Annotated in this window: 15 protein-coding genes and 2 tRNA genes; 6 read left to right on the top strand and 11 right to left on the bottom strand. The window is 27.0% G+C overall.

Translation table 11 applies throughout. The features are described from left to right. Nucleotides 1–29 precede the first annotated feature (29 nt). Together LJI21_01440 and rpmE are read right to left on the bottom strand one after the other, a co-directional pair. The gene (locus LJI21_01440; GenBank protein ID WFW29951.1) at nt 30–827 is read right to left on the bottom strand and encodes an NAD kinase; all 798 of its coding nucleotides are present in this window, start codon (nt 825–827) and stop codon (nt 30–32) included. Nucleotides 828–847: 20 nt separating this feature from the next. Beyond that, complete coding sequence (rpmE, locus tag LJI21_01435; protein ID WFW29950.1) at nt 848–1,060, bottom strand: 50S ribosomal protein L31; 213 nt, start codon at nt 1,058–1,060, stop codon at nt 848–850. Between the two features lie 154 nt (nt 1,061–1,214). Between rpmE and LJI21_01430 the strand changes: the two genes are divergently transcribed. Then, nucleotides 1,215–2,168, top strand: coding sequence for an ACP S-malonyltransferase (locus LJI21_01430; protein ID WFW29949.1), 954 nt, complete (start codon nt 1,215–1,217; stop codon nt 2,166–2,168). A gap of 71 nt (nt 2,169–2,239) precedes the next feature. On the opposite strand, the gene gpmI is transcribed toward LJI21_01430, so the two are convergent. From gpmI to LJI21_01395, 7 genes are all read right to left on the bottom strand, one after another. Continuing rightward, nucleotides 2,240–3,748: a 2,3-bisphosphoglycerate-independent phosphoglycerate mutase gene (gpmI, locus tag LJI21_01425; protein ID WFW29948.1), complete on the bottom strand. Its 1,509-nt coding sequence runs from the start codon at nt 3,746–3,748 to the stop codon at nt 2,240–2,242. Nucleotides 3,749–4,425: 677 nt separating this feature from the next. After that, on the bottom strand, nt 4,426–5,793 hold the full coding sequence (locus tag LJI21_01420) for a DNA recombination protein RmuC (protein ID WFW29947.1): 1,368 nt from the start codon (nt 5,791–5,793) through the stop codon (nt 4,426–4,428). Nucleotides 5,794–6,585: 792 nt separating this feature from the next. Beyond that, the gene (nuoE, locus tag LJI21_01415) at nt 6,586–7,104 is read right to left on the bottom strand and encodes an NADH-quinone oxidoreductase subunit NuoE (GenBank protein ID WFW29946.1); all 519 of its coding nucleotides are present in this window, start codon (nt 7,102–7,104) and stop codon (nt 6,586–6,588) included. A gap of 435 nt (nt 7,105–7,539) precedes the next feature. Next, nucleotides 7,540–7,794: a cold shock domain-containing protein gene (locus LJI21_01410; protein WFW29945.1), complete on the bottom strand. Its 255-nt coding sequence runs from the start codon at nt 7,792–7,794 to the stop codon at nt 7,540–7,542. A gap of 155 nt (nt 7,795–7,949) precedes the next feature. Continuing rightward, the gene (locus LJI21_01405) at nt 7,950–9,290 is read right to left on the bottom strand and encodes a TldD/PmbA family protein (protein WFW29944.1); all 1,341 of its coding nucleotides are present in this window, start codon (nt 9,288–9,290) and stop codon (nt 7,950–7,952) included. A 19-nt stretch (nt 9,291–9,309) separates the two neighbouring features. Further along, nucleotides 9,310–10,179: a F0F1 ATP synthase subunit gamma gene (locus LJI21_01400; GenBank protein ID WFW29943.1), complete on the bottom strand. Its 870-nt coding sequence runs from the start codon at nt 10,177–10,179 to the stop codon at nt 9,310–9,312. Nucleotides 10,180–10,568: 389 nt separating this feature from the next. Beyond that, a tRNA-Gly gene (locus tag LJI21_01395) sits at nt 10,569–10,641 on the bottom strand. 207 nt (nt 10,642–10,848) lie between these two features. Here LJI21_01395 and LJI21_01390 point away from each other — a divergent pair. The 5 genes from LJI21_01390 (at nt 10,849) to LJI21_01370 (ending at nt 15,602) form a co-directional block, all read left to right on the top strand. Beyond that, on the top strand, nt 10,849–11,469 hold the full coding sequence (locus LJI21_01390; protein ID WFW29942.1) for a ribonuclease H-like domain-containing protein: 621 nt from the start codon (nt 10,849–10,851) through the stop codon (nt 11,467–11,469). A gap of 227 nt (nt 11,470–11,696) precedes the next feature. Further along, entirely contained in the window at nt 11,697–12,023 is a 327-nt protein-coding gene (gene trxA, locus LJI21_01385) for a thioredoxin (GenBank protein WFW29941.1), read from the top strand. Between the two features lie 58 nt (nt 12,024–12,081). Next, nucleotides 12,082–12,155 (top strand) — tRNA-Ile (locus LJI21_01380). Nucleotides 12,156–12,637: 482 nt separating this feature from the next. Next, a complete protein-coding gene (ispF, locus tag LJI21_01375) occupies nt 12,638–13,873 on the top strand; it encodes a 2-C-methyl-D-erythritol 2,4-cyclodiphosphate synthase (protein ID WFW29956.1) in 1,236 nt (411 codons plus the stop codon). Nucleotides 13,874–14,501: 628 nt separating this feature from the next. After that, on the top strand, nt 14,502–15,602 hold the full coding sequence (locus LJI21_01370) for a phosphomannomutase/phosphoglucomutase (protein WFW29940.1): 1,101 nt from the start codon (nt 14,502–14,504) through the stop codon (nt 15,600–15,602). Between the two features lie 327 nt (nt 15,603–15,929). Here LJI21_01370 and LJI21_01365 read toward each other — a convergent pair whose 3' ends face one another. Both LJI21_01365 and tsaD read right to left on the bottom strand, forming a co-directional pair. Next, nucleotides 15,930–17,636 (bottom strand): type I secretion system permease/ATPase, encoded by a 1,707-nt coding sequence (locus LJI21_01365; protein ID WFW29939.1) that lies wholly within the window; start codon nt 17,634–17,636, stop codon nt 15,930–15,932. A gap of 74 nt (nt 17,637–17,710) precedes the next feature. Continuing rightward, nucleotides 17,711–18,736: a tRNA (adenosine(37)-N6)-threonylcarbamoyltransferase complex transferase subunit TsaD gene (gene tsaD / locus LJI21_01360; protein ID WFW29938.1), complete on the bottom strand. Its 1,026-nt coding sequence runs from the start codon at nt 18,734–18,736 to the stop codon at nt 17,711–17,713. Between the last annotated feature and the right edge of the window lie 250 nt (nt 18,737–18,986).

Below are 18,986 nucleotides of genomic sequence, written 5' to 3'. Positions count from 1 at the left end.
TTAAAAGTCCAAACTAGATATAGATAAAATTAATGCAAAAATTGTTTATCAAAAATTCTTTCATCTAAAGATGAATTCCTATCAAAAAGTAAAGTAACTGTATTTTCATAGTCTTTCCGCATTCTTATTTGCAGAATATCGTGGAGTTCCTTATAATCTGAAACTACAAGTGCTGGCCTATTTCTTACATCATTAATATCAATTTGTACCACTGTATCGCTCAAAATTAATGCTCCATTCCAATGCCTAGGATGATAACTATTAATTGAAGTTAATGCAAACAAATTTGAATTTAATGGCAAAATTGGCCCTCCTGCAGAAAAATTATATGCAGCACTTCCGGTAGGAGTGGATAATATCACCCCATCTCCCCTGAATTTTTTTATTTTTGGTTTTCCATTAATGATAATATTCATTTCTACTATTTGATTTGTTTTTCTAAAAACATACACTTCATTTAATGCTATATAATGATGTTTTTTGCCACCTATGTTTATAACTTCTACTTTTAGTAAAGTGAGCTGCGTTGGAGTTGCGCACTCTATACTATCAACTAAATCATTACTACAATTAAAATATTTGTTCATTAAAAATCCAACATTACCAGTATTTACTCCGTATACGTGTATATTTTTGTTTCCTATTACATAATTATGTAATGCACGCAGCATAAAACCATCGCCACCTACAACTATAAGTAAATCAACTTCTGATTTATTTTTTTCTGTTATCTTAATGAAATCAAGTTTCTTCAACAACTTTGGTATTTCTTGCGATTTCGGCGAATCGGAAACAGCATAAGCTATATTTTTATATTTGCTGTACATGATTTTTTAAAAAGTAGAATTTAAAATATTCCTCCATATTTGTCATTAAATCTAGCTATTTTACTGGCTTTTCTTGTTGATCCACTTGTTAAACTCTTAGTCCATGCAGGATGTGTAAGAGGATCTATGTCAAGTTTTATCCTGTCACCATTCTTTCCATATGTGGAACGAGTCTCAAACTCTTGACCATCAGTCATAACTATAATTATCTTATGGTAATCAATTCTTGTCATCTAAATACCTAAATTTATACCTATTCCGATAGGAAATTCTATTCAATCTAATTTATTAAGTCAATTCTTTTTCCAGGGAATTGACAATAATAAATAGATATAAGATAAAGTGTTAGAATGATAAAATGTCAAACTGAAAAATAATATTTATTATATGATTTTTGCTTTTCCAGGTCAAGGCTCTCAATTCGTTGGAATGGGAAAAAACTTATATAGTGAATTTTTTGTTGCAAGACAAGTATTTAACGAAATAGATGATATTTTAAACAAAAAATTATCTAGTTTAATTTTTGATGGCTGTATTGAAGAATTAACCATTACAGAAAATGCTCAACCGGCTATAATGGCAGTATCAATTGCAATTCTACGTGTTATGGAGTATATATATGGTAAATCTCTTTTTTCTAGTTGTAATAATAATATTAAATATGTTTGTGGACATTCAGTTGGTGAATACACAGCATTATGCGCTACAAAAGCTTTAACTCTTAAATCTGCAGTCCAATTATTAAAAATTCGTAGTAAGGCAATGCGTGAAGCTTCTTTGAAATATAAAGGTGGAATGGTCGCATTACTAGGAGCAGATATAAGTGAAGTAGAGAATATATTGAAATCATCTCAAATTAAAGGTATTTGTGAAATTGCAAATGATAATGGAGGATTACAGGTAGTAGTAAGCGGAACTAATGAAACTCTCAAAATGCTACCTAATTTATTTAAGAATTCAAACGTTAAAAAATTAATTAGACTACAAGTTGATGGACCATTTCATTCATCTCTTATGGAATCTTCTAATAAAAAAATTTTAGAGTTTTTAAAAAAAATTACAATAACTCGACCCTTGGTTCCATTTATATCAAACGTTACAGCTATTGAAGAAAATAATCCGATTATAATAAAAAACTTACTTGCTAAACAAATTATAAGTAAAGTAAGATGGAGGGAGATGGTTTTGTATATGAGAAATCACAATGTTAATAAATTTGTAGAAATCGGACCTAATAAAATTTTATCTAATCTAGTTAAAAGAATTGATCAATCTATAAGCACAAAAAATATTAACAATGTCTATGATATAGATAGTTTTTTTAGTGAGTCAACATTATAGACAAAAATTAAAAGTGGTAATAAATATTTTTAATGTATCGCAATAAGAGATACATTTTGCGATAAAATACTTTATACCAATAGACTGTTACCTGTCATTTCATTTGGTTTCTCAATTCCAAGTAGCTGTAGAATGGTAGGGGCAATATCGGATAATTTTCCATTTCTTAGTTTAAAATTATTATAAGAACTAGAATATAAAACGAATGGAACTGCATTTAAAGTGTGCGATGTATGAGGTGTATTATTTTTCTCATCAAATATATACTCAATATTTCCGTGATCTGCAGTAATACTGAGTACAGTATTGCCAACCTTCTTAATAACATTAAGTATCCTTGCAAGACAAATATCTACAATTAATACAGCTTTTTGAGCTGCTCTTATATTACCAGTATGACCTACCATATCAGCATTAGCATAATTTACAACTATCAATGCAAATTCTTGAGAAAAAATTTTCTCTATAAGTTTCTCTGTAATCTTAAAAGCTGACATTTCAGGACACAAATCATAAGTTTTAATTTTGGGAGAAGGGATTAAAATCCTTTCTTCTCTTGGAAAAGGTTCCTCTTTTCCACAATTAAAGAAAAAAGTTACATGAGCATACTTTTCAGTTTCAGCAATGCGCAACTGTCGTAATTTATTATCAGATACTACACATCCTAAAGTATTCGTAAGAGATATAGGAGGAAAAAGGTATGGAATTTTTAAATGTTCATTATATTGCACCATACTTAAAATTGAAGAAAGTTTTACTATTTTAGTGTAGTTGGTTTTACCAAGTAAAATATTTGTTAATTGTAACATACGATCTGCGCGAAAATTAGCTAATAATACCCCATCTTCCCGCTTCATACCATGATAATTACATATTATCGCAGGCTTAATAAATTCATCAGTTATACTATTTTGATAACTATTATCAATTAACGATGTAGCACTGCGATAATAAGGTGCATTTGCAAATGCTATGGCTTTATAAGCTTTAATTGTTCTTTCCCACCTATTATCTCTATCCATAGCATAGTAACGCCCAGAAATAGTAGCAATTTTTATATTATCATTGCCTTTTATACCTTTTTCGAATTCATAAATACATTTTTTTCCAGAATTCGGTAACGTATCTCTTCCATCTAAAAATGCATGTATCATTACCCTAATTCCATATTGTGATATTTTATTTGCTAGAAATAAAATGTGTTTTTGATGCGAATGAACACCACCATTTGATACTAATCCAAGTATATGACAAACACCACCGCTACCTTTCAATACATTAATAAAATTTTGTAAATTTACATTATTTTCTATTGTTTCTATTTCTTGATTAATGCGTTGTAAATTTTGCATTATTATTCTTCCACTTCCGATATTCATGTGTCCAACTTCTGAACTTCCTACTTGATCATCTGGTAACCCAACGTCGACCCCACAGGCTGATAAATTACATCTTGGATAATTAGAACTAATATATTTCCAACATGGTGGATCAGCGCTACTAATAGCATTATACCTACTATTTTCTATTCCGTTTCCCCAACCATCCAATATACACAAAACAACTGATTTAAAATTCATATAATATTAAAATTCAATAACAAATAAAAAATATTAACTCTATTATATGCCATATATATAATATAGCACAAAACAAACCCTTCCATTATTTTGTAATTATGTTACATGTATATGAAATTTTATAAAATTGTTATATAAATGTAAATTTAATGTGAACTATATTTTTTTATTTTTTGGTGTATCTCTTTATTAATCCTGCAATTTTTAAGCTATTTAAAGTACATTATTTTGCACCTAGTGAAAGTCGATTTTAATATAAGTTTGTAATTATAAAACTTTATTACAACTTCATCAAAAAATTCATAAATACGAAACTGATGTTCCTTAAATCAAGAGATTCTTTAATTGAAAATTCTTGAAACTAATTTCGAAATTTTATTCTTCTTTAATTTTAATAAAATTTTTTAACACTATAGAAAATTAAAATTATGTATATTTTATATATATATATCATATATACTCCCTAGTCAATTTTTAATAAAATTTTTAATAAATCTACAAATTTCATCAAAAATAATAGCTCTTCTTTGCAGACTTAATATTTTAAATAAACTAAAAACTGTTTATGTTCTTATAGTTAGAATAAGATTAAGGAATCAAAATTTATAGATGGAAATTTAAATAAAAATAACAGAATACGCAAAACATTTAATATTCTTTTTACTAAATTATAAAACTTAATCTGTTTTGAACTCTTTAACATGTAAATTACGTGGTAAAGACTCTAATTTTTTAGCAGAATTTAACTCTTTACTCTTTGTGTGTATACCAAGTTTATTAAATTTTCGTGCAGCTGGAAATACTCTTGCTTCAAAAGAAGCTATAGTATCGTTGTAGTGACGGACAGTACTCTTTAAACTTTTATGTAAATTGTCAAAATTTTTGCTAATTATACATATACGATTATATAAAATACTACCAAGTTCACTAATTTTTTTTGCGTTTTCAGTTATTATCTCCTGTTTCCATCCATATGCTACCGTTCTGAGCAGGGCTATCAAAGTAATTGGTGTTGCAATAATCACTTTTTTTTTTACTCCTATCTCTATTAAAGACGGTTCGTATTCTAATGCTGCACTAAAAACTCCTTCTCCAGTGAGGAAAAGTACTACAAATTCTGGAGTGTTTTCAAATTGACTCCAATACTCTTTTTTGCTCAAATCATTTATATGTTTCTTTATTATTAAAGAATGATTTTTTAATTTTTCTTTTTGTATTTGTAAATCATTTTGCGATATAGCATCAAGATAAGAATCAAGAGGTACTTTAGCATCTATTATTATTTGTTTTCCGGATGGCATTTTAATTATCAAATCAGGACGCAGTAAATTATCTTCACTTTTATTAACTGCTGAAGGTTGAACAAAAAAATCACAATATTCAACCATACCTGCTATTTCTACTACTCTTTTTAACTGCATCTCTCCCCATCTTCCTTTTACATGAGGTTTCCTTAAGGCGTTTGCAAGGCTAGAAGTTTGGTTCATCAACATATTAATTTGTTCTTTTAGACCTTCATAAGCTCCTACTCTTTCTTTTTCTAATTTACGTATTTCATTATCAAATTTCTCTAATTTTTCTTTAATTGGAGTTATGATTCCATCAATAGTTGCCTCTCTTTTCTGAAAACTATTTTCTGTTTCTTTTAATTTACTATCAATTACTTCTCTCGCAAGATTTAAAAAATTATTGTTATTTACATGCAAAGCGTCAAGAGAAAGTATCTTAAATGCACTTATAAGTCTTTTTTCAGCTTTTGTTAATAATTCTATTTCCTTTTTCTTTTCTTCGCGTTCTTTTTGTAGAGTTACTATTACCTCTGTATTTTTAACTTTTAAGTTTGTTATTTCTTGCTCTTTTTTAATTAAAGTCTGCCTTGCTTCCTGAAGATTATGTTCTAATTTGCGTAAGTTATCTCTAAAATTTACAGACCTTATTATTTCTTCGTTTAATTTTTTATTTTTTATAAAAATATAAAAAAAAAATAATAAGAAAAAAGAATATAATCCAAAAAAACCAAGAAAAAATGTAAATTTCAAAAGCATTAAACTCAAAATTAATTTCTTAATTTATAGAATAAAATTAGGTTTATTTTTAATAAATATTAAAAATTAATTTTGTAATTACATTGTTAACACAGCCTCGCTTCGCGTAACTCTAACTCACATTATGTAATTATTATATAATCCCTCTAAAAATTTTTATTCCGTTTCTTTTATTAGAAGATAATTTCAATTATATATGTATTTAATTTAATAACAAACTAATTTTATCACGTAGAATAAGAATATATAACGAGTTATATAACTCTCAAGACACACATCTTATTATATTTTGTTTAAAACTTCAACCTTTAAGAATTCACTAATACATTAGTGTAATCAACTATAAAAGTTAAACTTTAACTAATTATGTAATTTTTAATTTTTTATACCTTATTAATAGCGCAAGTTTTGTTTAAATATTTTTAGAAAAATTCTTTTTAAAAGATATATTAAAATCTTGACTAGGAATTTATACATTAAAAAAACTTTTTTTAAAGTTAACAATTAGCTTTTTTACAAGCCTTTAAGGTACATATATAACAGATAATATGTAAAATTATATATTTTTCTAATGATAGAAAACGTTTAAAATTAAATTTATCATTGAGTTTTTGTAAAAAATCCAACACTTTCAAAGTGAAAAACTAAAAAGTGCCCAGGTCTTTGTGATAGAGATCAACTATTCTATATGTAAAAATGTAAATAAGGCAAATACCTTTATATAAGGCCTATGAATCGCATTCCTTAAAAAAAAGTATTTGAAGTAATTTGACACTCTTTAATTAAAAGAAATTATAAAAATTTCTTTTCTTTGCTATCCATTTTCTGTAACCTTACTAAAATATCTCCTACTCTTTCGGAAGTAAGATTTTCATAATAACTATCATTAATTTGTACAACTGGAGCATTAACGCATGCACCAAGACATTCAACTTCTTTTAGAGAAAACATATTATCTTTAGTAGATTCACCTATATTAATTCCAAGCTTTTTTTTAAAAGCGTTTAATACATCTTCGCTATTACATAACCAACATGGGGTTGTTCTACAAACCTGTATAAGATACTTACCAACTGGTTTTAAATTATACATTGTATAAAAGCTTGCTACTTCATACACATAAATATGTGGAATATGTAGCATATCGGCAACATATTGCATAGCAGATTCAGAAACCCATCCACATTGTTCTTGAACCAAATATAATAAAGGCATAATGGCACTTTTACCATTTGGATACATTTTTATAAATTTCTTTACTTTCTTAAGATTTTCTAACGTAAAACTAAATTTCTTCCTTTTTGCTTTCATTTTAAAAAACTTTATATAAAAATACTTTTAATAAATAATAGATATTTAATATAATTAGCATATTTTTAATACGTTTTATATAAAAATTAATAATTTCAATAATTAGAACTCTCATAGTTTTATGAATATACTTAGAATGCTAATCAAAAAGTAAAAGTTTTAAAACATTGATATAATGTAATTAAACACATTCAAATATTGAGACAATAAACGCGAGATTTTATATAAAATATAACTTTTTATTTTATTAAATCTTTTTGAGATGCCTTAGGGTATCACAGTATAATTACTGTTTAAAACTAAAACGTTTACAGGAATATTTTGATAACAATACTAGACCAACTAACCATTACTTAAATAAGACAAAATCTCCAACTTCATACAATGGTCATACTACACAAACTGAAATCACAAAATCTTTTGTTAGGTACAGTGTTAATCTTCAAGTAATTTCAAATTTACTGCAAACTTTTTCTCCTTTCCATTCCTATCTCGTTCTTCTTTGAGCTCATAACTCACCCTTTCACCTTTCATTCCCTTCTCTCTATTTTCCCCCTTAAGAAGATCTGGTTTTATTCCAGAGCGCTCTAAAGTACTAATATGTACAAAAACATCACTTCCTTCAGTTTCAGGTTTGATAAAGCCATAACCCTTCTCAGTATTAAACCATTTTATATTACCAAATTCCATTTAAACAACCTCTAAACTATTAGCCAACTTTACCAAAGAAGATGAAATCTCCAAGCCAAACCGAATATCCAGAATATCGGATAAATCTCATATCAATGGTTTCTCTCGATTATATGAATATTATAATATTGTTATTATATAAATGCAATAAGTTTCTAACTTCCGAGCGAACCTGAGACTGTCATTTCATTAACTTTAATTGTTGGTGAATTAAATTGTCCACAAAAAGTTAAGTCATTTGCAACAATTAAATCACAAAACATATTTCTCAAGTTATTAGCAACAGTAATTTCATGTATTGGATACGTTATCTTTCCGTTTTCTATAAAAAATCCTGATGCACCCTGGCTATAATTACCGTTAACCAAATTAATACCAAAACCAAATAAATCTGTTATATATATTCCTTCTTTCACTTCACCAATAAGTTCCTCAAATGAAACACTACCATTTTCAATATAAAAATTACTAGCCATTGGATAAATTGACGCATTATGTGCACGAATAGCATTTCCTGTAGTTTTTAAATTCAATTTTTTAGAAGAATATAAGTCCAAAATCCAATTTTGTAACACTCCATCTTCTACAAGTATATTTTTTTTACTAATTATCCCCTCTCCATCAAACGGTCTTGATTCTATTCCCTTTAACAACGAAGGATCATCAATAATATTAATTTTATTATTAAAAATTTTAGTATTTAAATACTTTCCTAAAAAAGAGCTATTACTTATGATATTAGTGCCATTTATAGCAGAAGCAAAACTCTTAACTATTTCTTTTGCTGCCCTTTTCTCAAAAATAACAGGAAATTTACCAGTTTTAATTGTACGAGAATTTAATTGATTAATTGCCTTTCTCGCTGCTTCTCCTCCTGTTAATTCCGGTGATTTTAAATCATTAAAATTACACGCTAAATCATAATCATAACCAACCTTCATTTCATTTTTTTCTCTAGCAACAACAGAAACTTGGTTAATAAAAATTGATTTACTAAACGAACCAATAAAGCCAGAAACAGTAGATAATGCTGTATTCATTAAAATATATGAAGAAGAAGCCCCTTCAGAGTTAACAATATATTTATATGAAAGAGCGGAATTTTCTGTAGCTTTAGCGATATCTTTTAAATTATCAACAGTTATAATGCTTTTGTCCAAAATACCTAAACTTTCTGAAAAAACAGAATCATCTTTTTCATTTATTGCAAAATTAATGTAAGGATCTTCTGGAGCAGATTTTGCCATTTCTATTACCATTTTAACTAGCTCACTAAGATTATTTAAATTATTTGTAGAAACATATGCGACCTTAGTTTTATTCACTATAATTCTAATTCCTAAAGTACAATTTTTAGATTGCAATACTTGTTCAATTTTTGATAATCGTTGAGAAACCAAAACTTTAATAGTTTCATATACTATAACTTCTGCATCATCTTGACACTGGCTCTTTATTAATTTGATAACATCTATTACTATGTTTAGTATATTCACTTTTATACTTCCTCAAATTTTACAAAGATTCAGCAGCACTTACTATCTCAATTAAGTCAGTAGTAATCCTCGCTTGACGAGAACAATTATAAAGAAGTGTTAATTTATCTAGTATTTCTCCAGAATTTTTATTTGCTAACTCCATTACAATCATTCTAGCTCCATTCTCACTTGTTATACTTTCATGTAAAGCAGAATAAATAGAAGCTATAACATAATTATTAATCAAAAATCGTAAAATAAACTTAATATTTTGTGGTTCATACTCGTAGCTATTTATTACTAAATTAACTAATGAGCTACAAATTAAAGATGAATCTTTATTCCATGGCTTTACCAATTCTAAAGTTGGTTTGCGTATAAAAGTATTACAAAATTTGTTATAAACAATTTCTATTCTACTATACTTATCGATATTGATATCATCAATTAGTGATTCTATGCGTTCTAACATAACTCCATTGCTATTTTCAATTTTTAAGATTCTTTTAGAAAGAAATTCATCTCTTTCCATATCAAAAGCTTTTTTGCCATAAAATACAATATCTACCTTTTTGCCATCTGTAGCTAACCTATTTACATGTCTCTTACTAAATTTCATAATAGAAGAATTGAAATTACCACATAAGCCGCGATCAGATACAATGATAAATACAAGACAAAGATCATCTTCACCAGTGTTTAAAATTTTCACCAATGCACCTTGATCAATCGTAGATATCAATGAAAAAATGATACCATATAATTCGGATATATATAATCTTGAATTTAATAATCTTTTTTGACTCTGTAATAATTTTACTGCAGAAACCATATGCATTATCTTCGTGGTCTTTTGTATAGATCTAATATTATTAATCCTTAAGGATAACTCCTTTAAATTTTTCATCTATATAAACATCTAACTTATCAAAATAATATAACTAAATTATATTAAAAATGCAAGTTTAATGAAATCACAAATAATAATTTGTAGTTTTTACCTAAAGTTAAAATAAAAATCATTGCGAATCTTTACTCTCTTTAATTTTAAAACACAATTAAATTTCTCTTTGTTTTATACTATGAGTAAACAATAAAACCAATTGGAACAACACATTTGCAATATATAGCCTTTAAATAAAACTCAAATACTATCTAAATATTCTGTTACAATCTCTTCATAAAATGAACAAACAGTATAATACTTTTACTTTTTGAATTCTTTTAAGTTTATAAATTGTATTTTTAACTATATAACAAAACCCACCCTCCTAGAGGGAAACATAATTTTGAAAGAGCGGAAGAAGGGATTCGAACCCTCGACTTCAACCTTGGCAAGGTTGCGTTCTACCAACTGAACTACTCCCGCATAACATTTTGTTTCCTAGGAACATATAAAAATATGCCGACTTTGATAGATACAAAATATCACTAACCGTTATATTTAAAAATTAAAATACTCAAACTTTTATCATTTTATAAAGATTAATTGTGTACTAAATGTATACTTAAAGCTTATTTTTAGTTATTAATATTTATTATATCGTATAAGTTGATATTGTGCAAAATTTTTACTATGAAAATATTCGTATATAAAGATGATTTACCAAACGATTTGGTACCAAATAACATAGCGTCTATAGCTGTTGATACAGAAGCTATGGGACTATTCCACTCCAGAGATAGATTATGTCTCATACAGCTCTCTTTTAGAGAAGGAGAAGCTCATTTAGTTCAATTAAAAAATTATCATGTAGCTAAAAACTTGAGAAAAATATTGAAAAATAAAAATATAATTAAAATATATCATTTTGCACGATTTGATGTTAGTATAATACGATATTATTTAAAAATTTGGGCACTTCCATGCTATTGTACAAAAATAGCCTCACGTTTAGTTCGCACTTACACAGCTAATCATAGTTTAAAAGAGTTATGTTCAGAATTACTTAATACTAAATTAAACAAACAGTATCAGTCTTCTGACTGGGGAAATGAAAATTTAACAGATAAACAAAAAAAATATGCTGCATCTGATGTTTTATATCTTCATAAAATAAAAGAAAAACTAGATTCTATGCTAGAACGTGAAAAAAGAAAAGAATTAGCTCAAAAATGTTTTAAATTTCTCCCTATTCGTGTTAAATTAGATTTAATGGGATGGGAAAGTGTAGATATTTTTAGTCATCATATATAAAGTTTTTGTATATCCTTATAAGTAAAATATAGGAGCATAGTATAAATGTGATAACGTCTACTTTAGTATATAAATATAAAATGATAGGTAAACATCTGCTTCAATCATAAATGTTATATGAATTTCTCATAGGATACTTTATATGATGCAATTAAAAAATTATTAATTGATTATATCAATGCATGCATTAATATATTATCAATGTATATTTATAGGTTGGTGATTCTATGACAGACAATATTATACTCGTGAACGACTTTAATTTTAAATCTGAAGTTACTGACTATCAAGGATTTACATTAGTGGATTTTTGGGCTGAATGGTGTAAACCATGTAAAAGCTTAATACCATATATTGAACAGTTAGCTAGAGATAAGAAAAATAAAATCAAGGTATGCAAGTTTAACATAGATGAAGGATCTGAGATGTTGAGCAAATATGGAATACAATCCATACCAACTTTAATTATATTTCAAAATGGTAAAGAAATTGCACGTAAAATTGGTATAATAAATGATCTATCAAATTGGATTGATAGTAAAATAAATCAATGATAGGTTTTTGTGTTTTCACATGTTTCATATACTATAATGGTCTTTATATTAAAAAGGGGGGATTGTAGCTCAGTAGGTTAGAGCAGTTCGCTCATAACGAATTGGTCGTAGGTTCGAGTCCTACCAATCCCATATCTAAACAACACTTTACATAGAATGTTAATGTTGCTGTGGAATTTAGAAAATAATGTTAATCTAGCTAAATTTTGAAGACGGACTAAATAAAACCTTATCATATTTATTTCTTTCATTTTACTTATTAACTTATCATATCACTTCTTTCATTCTACATTATTAAAATAAATGTGTCTCTATAAGTTTAATTAACATTAAATATTATACATAACAATAATCTCTTTAATTTTAATTATGAAGATTACTAATATGTATCATAAAAAATTATGATAACTTTTATTAATAATCTTCTTTTTTTTAATAAAAACCCATAAGGAAACAAACACTTTTATAAAAATCCTCATTTTATTTTGGCATCTAATATTTAAATAAATTTCATTCAAGTAGTTATAATTAATATTAGTTTTATTATCTTTTAAAAAAAAAAATGCATGCTATAATAAGGCTTTTATTAGGTGATAACAAAAAATAAAAGAAAAGTGTACGCTAATGAATCTAAACAACACAAAATAGCAGCTTTAATAGCTGCTGCGGGAATAGGAAGTAGATTTAATAATAATGCATTTCCAAAGCAATATATAAAATTAGCAGGTAAGCCTGTTCTATTTTATACAATCAAAAAGCTTTTAATAAATCAATATATAGATTGCATAAGAGTAATAATTAATAAAAATCACGAAAATTTTTATAAATCAGTATTAAATACATTATGGATAACAAAAAAGAACATAGACAACAAATTGTTAAATCCAGTTTATGGAGGAAAAAGTAGACAAAATTCAATCAAATTAGGACTCGAAAGTTTACAAAAAATTAATCCGGATTTTGTAATCATACATGATGGCTGTAGGCCCTTCGTATCAAATGCTTTAATAAATAATTTAATTAATAAAATTGGAGTTAATTTTCAATACACAGGAGTGATACCAATAATAGAAATCGAAGATACCATATTACTACTAAATGACAATAATTCAATCAAATCTATAATTTCAAGAAAAAAACTTAAAGCTATACAAACTCCCCAAATCTTTAATTTTAAAGAATTATTGTTATGTCATCAATCAAATAAAGAGTTCACTGACGATTCATCGTTGATGATTGAAAACAAAAAATGTATTTCAACTATTAGAGGTGAGAAGAGTAATTTCAAATTAACTACAAAAGAGGATATCAGTATGACAAAAATTCTTTTCGAAGAACCAAAATATCGTGTTGGTACAGGTTATGACATACACAAATTCATTAAGATTCAAAATAATGTTGAAAATTTTATAAGAATTTGTGGTGTGAAAATTAAGCACAATATGGCAATAGAAGCACACTCCGATGGGGATGTTGCGATACATGCGATTGTTGATGCTATACTTGGAGCACTTGGATACGGAGATATAGGGGAGCATTTCCCATCTAATCTTTCTAAATGGAAAAATCAAGATTCATTTTACTTTTTAAATTTTGCTAACAATAAAGCAAAGAAAGAAGGATATCGTGTGTCTAATCTAGATGTTACTATAATCTGTGAAAAACCCAAAATATCGCCCTATAAAACAAAAATGGAAGAGTCCATATCGAAAACATTAGAAATTGATAGCAAATTTGTAAATATTAAAGCAACAACTGTAAAAAAAATAGGCCCTATTGGGAGAAATGAAGGAATAGCAGCATATGCCTCTATATTACTGCATAGGTATCAAATACCAGATTTTTGCTAGACTTTACAATCTGTTTTAGATGTCATCAATCCTATAAGATTGATTTAAAAATATCTTACGAAAAATAAAAATTTACTAATAGCAATTATTAAAGTTCCTATATTTTCTCCTCTAAGTTTATGAAAAATTTTCATCCCTAAATGGCGATACTACAAACTTTAATAAAATTGAACTTTATAATAAAATTAGTCTCTCTATAATACTAGGGATTTTATTTCTTTATATTTTTAATACTTCAACAAATATTTTGTAATTAATTTACAACTTTTTAACAGTGTAAATATTAATGATTTTATACCATATATAATCCTGAATTCTCTCAAAGAGTTATTTCAATAAACTTATCAATAGATATTTCTACTATGTAGAACTTAATAACCCAGCAATTATAATGAAATATAATTAAAAGAGTGTAGAGCTCCCCTTATTAACCCTTTCCGACTTAATTTTTTCCTTGATCACCATTTGTTTTAATCATTTAAAAGTAATCTTCAAAAATTTCTAAAAATTTAATTTTAATTAGTTAAAATACTATTTTAACTATTTTTATGAACGTATTTTCTTTTCTCATATTATCTTTATAATTATAAATTTAACCATATAAAATATCAATTCCCAAAAGAATATAATGGATAATACAATTATAAAAAAATACGATATTAAGGGCATAGTAGGTAAAGATTTACAAATTAGAGATGGATATGAAATAGGCAGAAAGTTTGGCCAAATTATAAATAATGTTTGTGTAGGATACGATAACAGAATAACTTCACCAAAAATAGAAAAAGAATTGATCAAAGGTTTAACCTTATCTGGAGCGAACGTTACGCGAATAGGACTATGTTCTTTACCCATGCTATACATCGCAACACAAATTGTAAATGCAGATCTTGGTATTATGATTACTGCCTTACATAATCCAAATGAATACAACGGTTTTAATTTTTTTTTTAATTGCAAAAAAACTTATTCAAATCAAAAAATAAAAGAAATTATAAATACACCTATTAAAATAGGTACGAAAATTGGTAATACTATTAACATTAATATATATAGTGAATATATTAATGTATTAAAAAGTGCACTTAAAAACAACTCTACACGTAAATTAAAAATAGCTTGGGATTCTAAAAATAGTTCAGTAAATGGAATTATGAGATATCTAGAGAAGATTTTACCAGATCACATACATATTGTAATTAACAATAATTCTATAGATAGAACATTTCCATGCAATGAGCCAAATTCAATAAAGGAAAAAAATTTAACTCAACTAATCAACATCATAAAAAAAAATAAATGTGACTTTGGTATCGCTTTTAATGGTGATGGTAATAAAATATGTTTAATTGATAATAAAGGTAATATTATTTCTAACGACCATCTATTTATGATTTTTGTACGTGAAATACTAGAGGAATATCCTGGATGCAAAATCATCGCTAATATAAAAATGAATATAAAAGTATATAACTTTGTTAAAAAATTAGGAGGAAAAATAATTACATCTTCTACTGAAGATTCGCTAATTATGAAAAAAATAATAGAAGAAAATGCAAAATTTGCTGGTGAGCCGAACGGACACTTTTTTTTTCTTGAACTAGGCTTTGATGACGGATTATATTCCGCTATCAAATTTGTTGATATTTTACTTAAAAAAAATCTAAGTTTATCTGAAATAATTAAAGATTTACCAAAATTAAGTACTGCTGCTAACTATAAAGTGTGAAGTTATAATTAAAACAAATTACCAAATAAATAAGAACAAAACATAAATAATTTTAAAAGTATATTTTCCAATAAATTACAAAACTACCAGTAAAAATTTTATGAGTAGTTCAATATGTTTAAAAACAAATAAAACTATTCTAGTAAAACTACCACGCAAATATACAAAAATTCAAACTTGATTAAAGAGGTTTTTATTAACATTTTAATATCATACTCATATAATTCTATTATTTTCATCTTATGAAGATATAATGAGTAAAATAACAAATTTCTTATCTTTGATAAATTATTGATACAACAAAAATATCATTTTTCATAATTAGTCTCAATGAAAACAACCAACCAATTTATTTAAGATTTCATCTTTTGAACCTATAGAACGAACAATTCCATCCGATACAAGAATCACTTTATCAACTATAGATAACAACGATAACTTATGAGTTATAATAAGTGTCGTTATACTTTGTTCCTTTGCAATACTAATTGAATTAATTAAACATGTTTCTCCATTATTATCCAAACTAGCATTTGGCTCATCAAGTACTAAAAGCTTTATATTTCCATAAAAAGCTCTTGCAAGTCCAAGAAGTTGCTTCTGTCCACCAGAAAGTATCACTCCATCTCCTCCTATTATAGTATCATAACCATTTGGTAAATTTAATATTAACTCATGTATTCCTACAATCTTTGCTGCTTTTATTATTTCCTTGGGATCTGGATTTGGACTCATACGAGAAATATTTGCTTTAACACTAGTATTGAATAATTCAATATCCTGAGGTAAATAACCAATATATTTACCAAAATCTCTCCTATTCCAGGTATATACATCAGCACCATCCAATCTAACTACTCCAGATACTGGTTTCCATATACCAACAGATAACTTTGCAATAGTTGATTTACCAGAAGAACTTGCACCAATAATACCTACTATATCTCCCGGCTCTATAACAAATGATATCCCCCTTACTGTTGATTTACTACTTCTATAGGGAGTAAAAAATACTCTATCAAATTCTAGCTTCCCCTTGGGTTCTGGTAAGGTCATAGTTTGTTTTCTTTTTGGAGACATAAGTATAAGCTTTTGTAACCTTCTATACGACATTCTAGCGTGGTTTAAAAATTTCCAAGTATGAATTGCGGCATCAAAAGGCGCTAATGCCCTCCCCATTAAGATTGAGGCAGCAATAATACTACCAGCAGTTTTATGAGATGTAATCGCAAGTAATGCACCAGTTCCAATTACAGATATTTGTAGTGTTAAACGTAGAAATTTAGTAATTCCAATAATTATACTAGAGCGATTTTGTGCCTTAATTTGCATTGCACGGTTTTCATCGTTTTGTTTACACCAATCAGAAATAATAAATTCCGACATACCCATAGCTTCAACTACTTCTGCATTTCTTGTTGCAATATCTATTGCATTAATATTTCGTGTAATTTCTTCATTTACTTCTTGTAAAATATGTTTAGTAGCGAATTCATTCCATATTGCAATAGATACCAACATAATAACTCCAATCATAGCTATAAACCATGTAAATATATGTATTGTAAAAATCACAAAAAGATAAATTAGTGACCATGGAGTATCAAATAATGAAAAAATACTGTTTCCAGTAATAAAATTTTTTATTACTCTAAGATCGCGTAACGCTTCACCGCTAGAAGTTGAACTCTGTACTGATATTAATCTGATAGATCTTATTATCAAATCTGGAGTTACAGTTTTATCTATCCAATCACCAATCTTTGCCATAGCAATATATCTACAAGTTTCTAATATCGCAGAACATCCAAAAGCAGACAAAGTAATAATCGTTAACATAATCAATGTTGATATACTTCCACTCGATATTACCCTATCTAGCACCTGAGAAGTATAAAGTGGTAAAAACAGCATTAAAAAATTAATTCCCGAACTAAACCAGAAAATAAACCAAAATGCACTCTTACACTTCTTTAAGCATGCATATAGTATGCTCTGCTTTAACTCCTTTTTTATTGATGATGCTATTTCCACGTTATCTAAAATTCAATTCACTACACATTAAAAATATCAATATATCAATAACAACTATTAACCATAAATAACATTCAATACAATTCTTTTTTTACACAAATACCTAACTCCCATTTTGGTTTAGGCATAAAATTTAACGGATCTATATGACCTTTCTGTAATTTTTCAATGCCTGTCCATCCAACCATTATTGCATTATCTGTACATAAATTTTTTGGAGGAAAAAATACGTTTAAATTTATATGTCTTTTTAAACTTTTTCTTAAATACTTATTTGCTGCAACTCCACCAGTAACTACAAAATCATTAATCTTAATATTTAAAGATGTGGCAATAATAATTGCATTTTTCACTCTATCAAGTAGTATATCACTAATACATTTTTGAAATGAAGCACACATATCTTGTATATCTTGTTCATTCATTTTAAAACTCTGTACCAAAGTTTTTACTGCTGTTTTTATTCCAGAGAATGAAAAATTACATCCAAGGTGATTTTTCATTGCTCTTGGAAGTTTAAACTTTGTATCATCACCTCTCTTAGCTAATTTTTCGATTATTGGCCCCCCAGGATAACCCAAACCAAGCATTCTGGCAATTTTATCAAATGTCTCACCAAGAGAATCATCCAATGATTCTCCAATTTTAATATGTTTACCAACATCTTGTGTAATTAAAAATTGACAATGACCCCCTGATATTAGTAAAACCAAGAATGGAAATTTAATTTTATATATTAACCTAATAACTAATATATGTGCTTCTAAATGATTGATTGCAATAAACGGTTTTTGTATTACATGTGCAATTGCTTTTGCCGTCATCGTTCCAACTATTAGTCCACCTATAAGTCCTGGTCCTGATGTTGATGCGATCGCGTCCATGTCGCAAAAATCAAGATTAGACTTCCTCATAGAGCTTTTTATTAAATTACTTAAATATTCCATATGAGCACGTGATGCTATTTCAGGAACTACTCCACCATACTTTTTATGTTCTACTTGAGAAATAACTTCATGAGCAAGGATCTGCTTATTGCTATTTACAATAGCTGTAGCAGTTTCATCGCAACTTGTTTCAATAGCTAAAACAGTTTTCACTGTACGAAAACGTATAATTATTTACTCTAATTATTATTAGAGAGTTTTTATATAAAAGCAAATATTTACTCAATAATATATTTGCTTTATTTATTTTAATATTTAACTTAATACCCAAAATTTTTCTAAAAGTTATATAGAAAAGAAGATATCAAACTACATTAAAATTTCTTATTTAGTTTTTATTATTTATCATTTATGTTCTTTCCTATTTTATCATTTAAATGATATATTCTCTTCTCTACTTATA

This window comes from Wolbachia endosymbiont of Menacanthus eurysternus, from assembly GCA_029715105.1.
GTDB lineage: Bacteria > Pseudomonadota > Alphaproteobacteria > Rickettsiales > Anaplasmataceae > Wolbachia.
Note: the sequence above shows the minus strand (reverse complement) of the source record. Positions and strands in the feature narration are given on the sequence as shown.

Bases quoted from the DNA above. Each gene is read 5' to 3' on its own strand.
- LJI21_01420 (WFW29947.1), bottom strand. From the start codon at position 5,793: ATGCTTTTGAAATTTACATTTTTTCTTGGTTTTTTTGGATTATATTCT.
- LJI21_01410 (WFW29945.1), bottom strand. From the start codon at position 7,794: ATGGAATTTGGTAATATAAAATGGTTTAATACTGAGAAGGGTTATGGC.
- trxA (WFW29941.1), top strand. From the start codon at position 11,697: ATGACAGACAATATTATACTCGTGAACGACTTTAATTTTAAATCTGAA.
- LJI21_01400 (WFW29943.1), bottom strand. From the start codon at position 10,179: ATGAAAAATTTAAAGGAGTTATCCTTAAGGATTAATAATATTAGATCT.
- LJI21_01390 (WFW29942.1), top strand. From the start codon at position 10,849: ATGAAAATATTCGTATATAAAGATGATTTACCAAACGATTTGGTACCA.
- LJI21_01440 (WFW29951.1), bottom strand. From the start codon at position 827: ATGTACAGCAAATATAAAAATATAGCTTATGCTGTTTCCGATTCGCCG.
- rpmE (WFW29950.1), bottom strand. From the start codon at position 1,060: ATGACAAGAATTGATTACCATAAGATAATTATAGTTATGACTGATGGT.
- LJI21_01370 (WFW29940.1), top strand. From the start codon at position 14,502: ATGGATAATACAATTATAAAAAAATACGATATTAAGGGCATAGTAGGT.
- nuoE (WFW29946.1), bottom strand. From the start codon at position 7,104: ATGAAAGCAAAAAGGAAGAAATTTAGTTTTACGTTAGAAAATCTTAAG.
- LJI21_01430 (WFW29949.1), top strand. From the start codon at position 1,215: ATGATTTTTGCTTTTCCAGGTCAAGGCTCTCAATTCGTTGGAATGGGA.
- gpmI (WFW29948.1), bottom strand. From the start codon at position 3,748: ATGAATTTTAAATCAGTTGTTTTGTGTATATTGGATGGTTGGGGAAAC.